The sequence below is a fragment of the Anaerovirgula multivorans genome, from assembly GCF_900188145.1.
In the GTDB taxonomy this organism is placed as follows: domain Bacteria; phylum Bacillota; class Clostridia; order Peptostreptococcales; family Natronincolaceae; genus Anaerovirgula; species Anaerovirgula multivorans.
In genome coordinates this window covers 179,669-189,932 of the sequence record NZ_FZOJ01000007.1, presented here as the reverse complement: position 1 = coordinate 189,932, position 10,264 = coordinate 179,669, and the positions used below count along the sequence as shown (strand labels likewise).

General features: G+C 33.7%; 6 protein-coding genes. 4 read left to right on the top strand and 2 right to left on the bottom strand.

Annotated elements, in window-relative coordinates:
• Positions 1-1,012: 1,012 nt before the first annotated feature.
• A complete protein-coding gene (locus tag CHB72_RS09650; protein ID WP_089282676.1) occupies positions 1,013-1,651 on the bottom strand; it encodes a DUF6033 family protein in 639 nt (212 codons plus the stop codon).
• Between the two features lie 348 nt (positions 1,652-1,999).
• On the opposite strand from CHB72_RS09650, the gene CHB72_RS09645 reads away from it, so the two are divergent.
• Positions 2,000-3,187 (top strand): MalY/PatB family protein, encoded by a 1,188-nt coding sequence (locus CHB72_RS09645; RefSeq protein ID WP_089282675.1) that lies wholly within the window; start codon positions 2,000-2,002, stop codon positions 3,185-3,187.
• Between the two features lie 186 nt (positions 3,188-3,373).
• Here CHB72_RS09645 and CHB72_RS09640 read toward each other — a convergent pair whose 3' ends face one another.
• Positions 3,374-4,234 (bottom strand): MurR/RpiR family transcriptional regulator, encoded by an 861-nt coding sequence (locus tag CHB72_RS09640; protein WP_089282674.1) that lies wholly within the window; start codon positions 4,232-4,234, stop codon positions 3,374-3,376.
• Positions 4,235-4,915: 681 nt separating this feature from the next.
• Here CHB72_RS09640 and CHB72_RS09635 point away from each other — a divergent pair.
• The 3 genes from CHB72_RS09635 (at position 4,916) to CHB72_RS09625 (ending at position 9,553) form a co-directional block, all read left to right on the top strand.
• Positions 4,916-6,304, top strand: a complete 1,389-nt coding sequence (locus tag CHB72_RS09635; RefSeq protein WP_089282673.1) for a 6-phospho-beta-glucosidase — start codon at positions 4,916-4,918, stop codon at positions 6,302-6,304.
• Between the two features lie 229 nt (positions 6,305-6,533).
• Complete coding sequence (locus tag CHB72_RS09630; protein ID WP_089282672.1) at positions 6,534-8,369, top strand: beta-glucoside-specific PTS transporter subunit IIABC; 1,836 nt, start codon at positions 6,534-6,536, stop codon at positions 8,367-8,369.
• Positions 8,370-8,380: 11 nt separating this feature from the next.
• Positions 8,381-9,553 (top strand): mandelate racemase/muconate lactonizing enzyme family protein, encoded by a 1,173-nt coding sequence (locus tag CHB72_RS09625; protein WP_089282671.1) that lies wholly within the window; start codon positions 8,381-8,383, stop codon positions 9,551-9,553.
• Positions 9,554-10,264: the final 711 nt, after the last annotated feature.

The following is a 10,264-nucleotide window of genomic DNA, read 5'->3' as shown; positions in this document are numbered from 1 at the left end:
ATGAAACAATAATTTGGGGGAAATATGAGTTTATACTAAAAAATATGTACTGAACTTAGCAAAAAGCCTGTTGATTATTAGAAATTATTATGATTTAATTGATATCATAGGAGAATTTTGAAAAAGCAAATTCCTATAGATCAAAGATGAAGAATACTCTAGCTCTATTACTGAGAATGAAGATGAAGAATACTCTATCTCTCTTACAGAAAATAAAGATGAAAAATTCGCTATCTCTATTACAGAAAATAACGATGAAAAATATACTAGCTCAGAAAATAAAGAAACTAACACCACCATAATTGACTGCTTTGCTTGTGCAGAAACAGCACCAATTGATTTTCCTGCTAATAGCAAAAAAGGAGATGCCCTTTGGGTCAAGAACTTAGCTGTTGTTAAACAACAGGTTAATATTCCAGGTAAGGGTGACTTTATTATTGAACAAAAAGTACCCTGGTCATTATTAATAATAAAGAAGTGATAATACAAGAATAAACTTATTTTGCTTACATTCTTATCTATATTATTAAAAAAGAAGAACAAAAACAAGCTGTTTTATTGTTTTTATTCTTCTTTTATTCTTCTTTTATTCTTTTATATTCTTTTGGGACTTCAATCCAAGAAATACAGGAGATATATAAGCCTCTACTTATATATGTATTTTAGTTCTTCATCTAATTCATGACTTTCATAATAACTTTTTATATAAACTATTGTTCCATCATCTTCTATACTCATTGAAAATAATAATAATCAGAAGTCCCTTCTTCCAGTATTATTTTCTCTTTTGTTTTTACATTATACATAATTAAATCAACTGTTCCATCTGACCAAGAATTAACCATTGAGAGTCAGGTGCCCAAAACCCACTTCCAATAAAAAAAACGAGGGGTAAGATTATATTGTTTCAATTCCATCAATAATGTTAAAATAAAAACATGACCCATTGAAGTTCACCTGCTTACTCAATGGGTCATGTTTTTATTGTTACAGCACACTGCAATTATATTTACTAGGTTAACTTATTAAAATTGCTTAGTACAAAATCTGTTAGTGTGTAATTAGATTGATAAAGCTTTGTAATTTTGTTGGCTTTAATAGTATCAGTTTGCAGCATTTCTTCAGATTTTCTCAGGTCAGCACGTTTTGCCAGCATTCTTTCCATTTCCAATCTTTCTTCGGCAAGCTTTTCCTGTAATATTTCTAGCTGTTCTTTTCTTTCATCTTCTTTTGGATTTCCAATTGTTGTAGAACTCACACTCCAGCTACTTACATTTCCGTTTTCATCAACAAAACAACCTGATGCAACAAGCTTTCTACCATTTGATCCCAGCATATTCTTTAACCATGCTTCTCCCTGTGGTATATACTTAATATTATTTTCAACCTTAGATGCAAATTCAGGGTCACTTGCCATCTTCTTTAATAAATTAGGATGAAGCACTACATTTCCTAAGCCTGTACCACTAGGCCCTTTAGCGTTTGAGTAACCTGTAGAAAATTTTAATGAAGGGTATTTTTCCTTTAATTCCTTCAGATAGTCCTCCTCACTCTTCTGGGCTTTTACTTCTGTTTCGCTGGCTTTAGTTGTCTGCTGTATACTGCTGCTACTGTAACAATTGATATAGCTGGTGTTTATGCCTATAGACATTTCCTATTATTCCTCCCATTTTACAGTTTATTCTTCTTTTGATACATTTTTCATGTTATATAATAATTATCGTCTTATATGCAGCTTTATAGAAGATATTCATCAAATGCCATATGAAGATGAATATTCACAGTTAACACCATACGAAGATCATATATGTTAGTTTTACATTGAGCTTCATTGGATAAAATAGGCTCTATTTCGCTATGCATGGAATATGGTTGTTATATCATGAAACAATAATTTGGGGGAAATATGAGTTTATACTAAAAAATATGTACTGAACTTAGAAAAAAGCCTGTTGATTATTAGAAATTATTATGATTTAATTGGTATCATAGGAGAATTTTGAAAAAGCAAATTCCTATAGATGATATTATTGAACGCGCAGGTACTTATTCTGTAAAATGGTCAAATATTGGAGGTACTTGCAAAGACTACAAGAATCCAGAACAAAAACTACCATTTCAAGTAGCTGATATGGATTTACCATGCCCAGAGCCTATGATAAAAAGTCTACATAAAGTAGTAGATCATAAAATGTATGGATATTCTGCAGATTTTACAGAACCAAGGTATGAAAAGTCTATTATAGATTGGTATCAACGTAGGTTTGAATGTCATGTAGAAAAAGAATGGCTTACTTCTACAAGTGGATCAATCGAAGGTGTAAATACAGTAATAAAAGCTTTTAGTAATGTTGGTGACGGAATTATTATTTCACGTCCTGTATACGGACACTTTACACAATGTATTGAACAGGAAACATATCGGAAAGTTGTTGATAGCCACTTAATAAATCACGATGGGCACTACACAATGGACTGGGAAGACTTTGAAAAAAAATGTGCAGAGCCAACTAACCGTATCTATATTTTATGTTCACCTGCAAATCCTGTTGGTAGGGTGTGGACAAAGGAAGAACTTCAAAAAATAGTATCAATTTGTAAGAAAAATGATGTTCTATTGGTTTCTGACGAAGTGCATTGCGATATTCATAGAAAAAATACAACCCATTATCCGATTTTATCAGTAACGGAGGACTACAGCAATATAATTATGATATCAGCAATAAATAAGACATTTAACACGGCAGGTTTGCTTTGCGCATATGCTATTATTCCAAATAATACCCTGAGAGGAGTATTTAAGAAAGAATTAGGTGAAAAATTACTTACACCGTTTGCGATAGAAGCGCTTATTTCGGCTTATAACGAATGTGATGATTGGTTAGAGCAAATGAATGATTATATTGAAGAAAATATAGACTATGCAATTGATTTTATAAGTAAAAATATGCCTAAAGTTAAAGTTGTAAAGCCGGAAGGGACGTATATTTTATGGTTGGATTTTTCTGAGTATGGTTTGAGCTTTGAAGAGATTCATCACAGAATATATGAAAAAGCTAATGTAATTCTACAAGATGGAATAGTTCATGATCCTTTTTATGGCGGACAATTCCAACGTATGTGTATTCCAAGTCCAAGACCACTTTTGCAAGAAGCCTTAGAGAGAATGGCGAAAGAGTTTTCATAGAAAATCAGTAGTTGGGACTATAGGTATGTGAAGCATCAGGGTCAAATTTCCAAAAGATGTTCTTATTGAAATCGAATTGATAGCGATGAGTTAATCGTAAAATCATCTTATCAATTAAGAATAGAAGTATAAGATAGTAGAGCTAGCGAGAATGGAATATGTTCATTCAGGCTAGCCCTTATTATTTTATTCGTTTAGGTTTCTGTCATCAATAATGCTAATTGTTTCTTGGATATATTTTATATTTTCATGATAACTCAAGTTGAAGATGCATCCATATAAGACATCAAGCAAATATTGCATTGCGATATGAGATGAAAATTGTGATATTCTGTTTCTTAAATTTTCTTGATCGCTGATATAAAGACGGTGTTGAAATAAATGTGAAAACTGATTATTACCAGCCTTTCCAATTAAAACTATAGGTATTTTCTTTTTGTAAAGGGTTTTTGTTATAGATGGTATAAAGTAAGCTCTTCCGGAATAAGATAAAATTATTGCCACATGGCTTAAACGGGATGCTGTAGCCATACAACGTTGGGTATAAAATGCATCAGCACAATTAACCATTCTTCCTATAGAACGCATTTTGTCCTGAAAATTTTCGGCTATGCTAATATTATGAGCATGTGTATATATATCGATTATTTGAGCGCTGTTTAGCAATTGAGAGACTTTGTTTAATTCGATCATATCAATAAAATTGTGCGTATCTGTTATAGTAGATTCATATAATCGCAATAACTTTTGAGCAATCATTCTGGGGCTATCTTCTGCGTCGAAAGGATAGTTAACATCAATTTGTTGGACAGAAGTGTTTTGATTAGCAATGTCCTGAGCAATCTTGACCTTGAGTTCATTGTAACCATTAAATCCTATTTTTTTACAAAACCTATGAATCGCTGATTTTGATACAAAGGTTATTTCTGAAAGATCGGTAATTGATAATTTTTCTACAACATCTTTGTGGGTTAAAATATATTGAGCCAGCTGGTTTTCTATTGGCGTTAAATTTTCATTGTACCTAATCAAATTATCTAATGTCATAGCATTCATCTCCTTAGTAGATTTGCAGTTTATCTCATCTCTATTTTATCATGCTATTTCAATCTCAACAATGATATATTTCCTTGAGTTTTCGTTATTATATCCACGAAACCTCTGTTTCATTCATATTTGAATAAACAACCTTGAAAAATGCCCCAAATATAAGAAATCACCAGTCCCTTTGTAGTAGAATTAAGTTGCGACACAAAATCTAACTGTCGGTACATCGCCAGAAATTGTGCTTATTATGTATATCAGGTTACTCCTTACGAGTTATAGAAAATGAGCTGAGAACAGTTAGGGATGAAAGGGGTTAATGAAAGTTATATGAACTATTATGTAATTCTTTAAAGCCTCCTGCTTATATGTAAATTTATCAGCAGGAGGCTTCACTTGGATAGTAGATTGTTAAAAAGATCTTATTAGTAAAAAATTTCTGACGAATTTTGGCAGCTAGAGATAAAATATTAAAAGTATCAAAAAGTTTCAATACAATAGAGGGATTCCTAAGAATTTTTAGAAAAAAGAACCAGAATAGCTTGCTTATATTGATTTAACGAGTAATAGCAGATAACATAAGTATAGTAATTGATTAACTTCAATACTTTTTTAACAGTTATGAAGGTAAATATAAAAAAATTTAGTGTACTAGAATTAAGTATATATACGAGGAGGTAAGCTATGAAAAAAGCTATAAAAATTGCAACAATCGGAGGTGGAAGCAGTTATACCCCGGAATTGATAGAAGGGTTCATTAAGAGGTATAAGGAATTGCCAATAAGCGAGATCTGGTTAGTTGATGTTGAAGATGGAAAAGAAAAGCTCGAGATAGTTGGAAGATTAGCACAACGTATGTGGGATGCAACACCATATAATGTAAAAGTTATTACAACCTTAAATAGAAAAGAAGCATTAAAAGATGCTGATTTTGTGACAACACAGTTTAGAGTGGGTTTACTGGATGCAAGAATTAAAGACGAAAGAATACCATTGCTTCATAGAATGCTGGGACAAGAAACGAATGGTGCAGGAGGAATGTTTAAGGCATTTAGAACAATTCCGGTAATGAAAGAAATTGTAGAAGATATGAAAGAATTATGCCCAGATGCCTGGTTGATTAATTTTACTAATCCTAGCGGTATTATTACAGAAGCAGTAATTAAACACTTTGGCTGGAAAAAGTGTATTGGATTGTGTAATGTCCCGGTAATAGCGATGATGAATGAGCCAAAAGTTATTGGGAAACAGGTTTCAGAGTTAAATTATCAATTTGCAGGGCTTAACCATTTCCACTGGCATAAAGTATTTGATGAAGATGGAATAGAGGTAACCGGGCAGTTGATTGATCACATTAATGAAAAAAACGGCGGGACACCGGCTAATATTTATCTAGCTGAGTTTTCGTTAGAATTATTACATTCTATGAATTTATTGCCTTGTGGATATCATCGTTATTATTATTCGGAAAAAGAGATGTTGGAGCATAGTATAGAGGAATTCGAAAAAGGTGGAACACGGGCAGAACAGATGAAAGAGGTGGAAGCTTCCCTCTTTGAAATATACAAAAATCCCAATTTAAACGTTAAGCCGGAAGAGCTTCAAAAGCGTGGGGGCGCTTATTACAGTGAGGCTGCTTGTGAATGTATTAGTGCAATATACAATAATAAAGGAATTCATATGGTAGTTAGTACGCAAAATAATGGAGCGATACCATGTCTGAATTCGGATTCTATTATTGAAATTTCATGTTTGATTTCTGCAAAAGGAGCTACGCCCATCGCGTGGGGTAAGATGGGAGCATTTGAAAAAGGACATCTTCAGATTATGAAGGCAATGGAAGAATGTACAATAAGTGCTGCATTATTAGGTGATTACGGAGTGGCATTACAGGCATTTACAATAAATCCATTGATTCAAAAGGGAGGTGAAGCAAAAAAGGTATTAGATGAATTATTGGTTGTGCATGAAAAATATCTTCCACAGTTTAAAGAAAAAATATCTGAGTTAAAGAAACGGGGAGTGGAGTCAAAGGATTCTATAGTGGCAGATTTAATGAAAAATGGCCATTAAATAATTAAGAGCATTGATTGAGGAGGCTTCTAGCGAATTAGAGGGAATTAAAAAGGAGGTGTATTAGGATCAATCCGGATTGCAATTTTATATCTCGTTCTAGATATGAAAGAGTTATATCCAAATGCATAGTTATAATTCTATAATCAAAGCGGGATAATCACAGAAACTGTTGTGTGAAACGAAAAATGGGATAAAATTAATTATTTATGTATAGGAGAGGATTAATATGAATCAAAGAGAGATATCAAATTTAATAATAAAACACGTTGGTGGAGTTGAGAATATTAGTAATTTGTATCACTGCATGACTCGACTAAGATTTAACCTAAATGACAAAAATAAATTTAATTCTGAGGAGTTAAAAAAGATTCCAGGGATTATTAATACCGTTCAAGCCGGAGATGAATTTCAATTAATAATTGGTGCAGAAGTAGATAAGTTCTACAATGATTTACTATCATATGGTATCGGAAAAAATACTGGAGAGAAAAAATCAGATATGAAATTTAATCTATCAAACGTATTTAAGACTGTTTTGAATACGATTGTCGGAATAATGGCACCAATTCTTCCAATCATTATTGCAGGTGGTATGGTCAAAGTTATTCTTTCCTTATTAGTGCTTCTAGGTATGAGTAAAGATACACAAAATTATCAAATCTTATTCTTTATTTCCGATGCACCATTTTATTTTTTGCCATTTTATATAGCTAATAGTGCTGCAAAAAAATTTAAAACAAACAACTTCATGGCTATGGTTATTGCAGGAGTAATGCTTCATCCAAATTTTGTGAAGTTAGTAACGGAAGCTGACAAAATTACGTTATTTGAGTTACCTGTTAATTCAGTAAAATATGGCTCTAGCGTTATTCCAATTATTCTTACTGTTTGGTTTATGAGTTATGTTGAAAGGTTTGTTGAGAAATTCACACCTAAAATGATAAAGACCATGTTAAGACCAGTGCTAATACTGATAATAACAGCCCCTGTTGCCTTAATTATTATTGGTCCTTTAGGAGCATATTTTGGAGACGGAATCTACTTCATTATAAAAAGCCTTAATGAAAATATCCCTTGGGCCGTGCCGACTTTAATGGGAGCTTTTTCTCCTCTTTTAGTTATGGCGGGTATGCATTTATCAATTACTCCATTTGCAGTGTTGTCTGTAACCCAATTTGGTTATGAGACACTTATGGGTCCGGGAATGCTGGGAAGTAACATTGCCCAAGGTGGTGCAGCGTTAGCAATTGCCCTGAAAGAAAAAAAACTGGAGAAACGTGAAGTTGCAGTTTCAGCAGGTATTACTGCATTATCTGGCATTACGGAACCGGCATTGTATGGTGTGACATTAAAATATAAACGGACATTAGCCTGCGTAATGGTTTCAGGTGGAATTGCCGGATTATATGCAGGCATTACCGGGTTAGTAAGATATGCAGTTGCTTCAGCCGGATTTTTATCATTACCAGTATTTATTGGTGATAATCCCAATAACATTATCAATGCAGTTATTACTGCGATAATCGCTTTAGTACTCTCTTTTGTCCTGACCTATATATTTGTAAAAGTTGAACATGATGAACAACCGAACCTTCAAAACGATAATAAGACCAATGAGATTTTGAAAAGTATAGCTCATGGTACAGTGGTTCCTTTGGAAGAAGTAAAGGACGAGGCATTTTCAACAGGAGGATTAGGAGGGGGAGTTGCTATTCTGCCAATTGAAGGAACTGTCTATTCACCTATCGAAGGGCAGGTATCAATGGTTTATCCAACTGGTCATGCAATTGGAATAATAAGCAAGAGCGGCAGAGAAATTTTGATTCATATTGGGATTGATACTGTAAAATTGGACGGTAAAGGATTTAAAACTTATGTAGAAAAAGGCACAATGGTTTATCCCGGTGATCGATTAGTTGATGTTGATTTAAATTTTATTAAAGAGAACGGCTATGATACCACTATTATTGTTTTGGTGTTAAACACGACAAATAAAGATATAAAAGTGACGGGAAAAGATGAATTGTCAGTAAGTGATGAATTATTACAAATAACAAATTGAGAGGGATATAAATGAAAATAACTAATGTGGAAATATTTTGTGCGGATTTTGATAAAAGTGCACCAAATGAACCTATTTTTATACGGATAAATACCGATGAGGGGGTTTGTGGATTTGGAGAAGCCGGTTTAGCTTATGGAAATTCCAAACTAGGAGCGATTGGACAAATTCAGGACTTTGCTAAATTAATCATTGGACAAAATCCAATGCATATTGAGAAAATTTGGAATCAACTTCATAAAGAAACTTTTTGGGGCCTGGGCGGAGGAACTGTGATTTTTTCCGCTATTAGTGCTATTGACATAGCACTTTGGGACATTAAAGGAAAGGTATTAGGGGTACCAGTTTATGAGCTGATAGGCGGGAAGGTTCGTGATAAAGTAAGAGCATATGCCAGTCAAATTCAATTTGACTGGGACAAAAAATCACGCCCGCTAGGTGGAATTAAGCAATATGGAGAAGCTGCCAGAAAAGCGAAAGCAGATGGTTATACGGCATTGAAAATTGACCCATTACAGAGGGATGAGTTGGGGGAAAAGAATTACCGAAACGATGGCTTACTATCCAGTGATAAGTTAAAATTGTGTAAAGATCGATTAGTGGAGATTAGAAACGCTGTCGGCAACGAAATGGATATTATATTAGAGCTTCATGCCAAGACAGATATTAACGCAGCCTTACAAATCACTAAACTTGTTGAAAATCTAAATATTTTCTATATGGAAGAACCTTGCGGACCGTTAAATCCTCAGTTAATGTTGCAACTAAAAGAAAAAACGAATATACCTTTGGCTGCCGGTGAACGAATTTATTCAAGATATGGATTTCGTCCATTTTTAGAAAAAAGATATCTGGATGTTATACAGCCGGATATTGCCAATTGCGGAGGAATATCCGAGGCAAAAAAAATATGTGATATGGCGCAAATCTATGATGTGTTAGTTCAACCACATGTTTGCGGGGGACCAATTTCTAACGCTGCTGCACTTCAAATTGAAGCTGTTATTCCAAATTTTTGCATCCATGAATATCATGTTGGGAATATGACCGATTTTACTAGAAATTTAGGAACATATGATGATCAACCAGTCGATGGCTACATTAATATACCCGATCGTCCTGGTATCGGACAAGATATTCCTGAAAAAATCATTAATAAATGTACGAAAGTTATAGTGAATTAGAAACTAAATATTATTAATTAACAATATGTATGTAGAAGTACCAAGTAAGAAATACTGTTCCTTTTAGCTTCATGCACTAAATAGTATAATTTAATATAAGATAAGTCTATTAGATTTGATAATAGACTTATTTTTTAATTAAGTAAGCATCTTATAGACGCAGAGCAGACCACTCCTAGAACCGCAAGCGGTTCATTAGAACGAGTGGTATGTGGTGCTGTGATAAAACTCATCATTCTTAGCTTACATGTTTCCCGTTCTATAGTAGCAGTATTTACTATAGATGATGCACGGGGTAGAGTAAATTAAAAAAGTGTAGCTTGTCTGATGGAATACCGGACAACTACACTTGCATAAAATAAAATACAGCAACAAAAAAAGTTTCAACTCACCAGAGAATACAGCAAAGCTGAACGTTCTGGTGAGTTGAGAACGTTCAGGGAAAAAGATTAAGAATTTTTTTAGTCCTATCTTAACACAAGCAGAAAAGGTAAAAGAATATTTAATTAAGGGAGCTAGGCCGCTGCCGGGATTTCGTGAATATCCAAATCCGCAGGTAGGATGGGGAGCGCTTTGTGTGAGGGATAGTATACCTGAATAATCACAAAGAAGAGCATATGAAGAAAATATGTTAGGTGGCAGGAGAGAAGGCTATTAGCTTCTAACGACGAATCGGCATTGTTTGAACTAGAGGCATAGAGGAATAGGAAA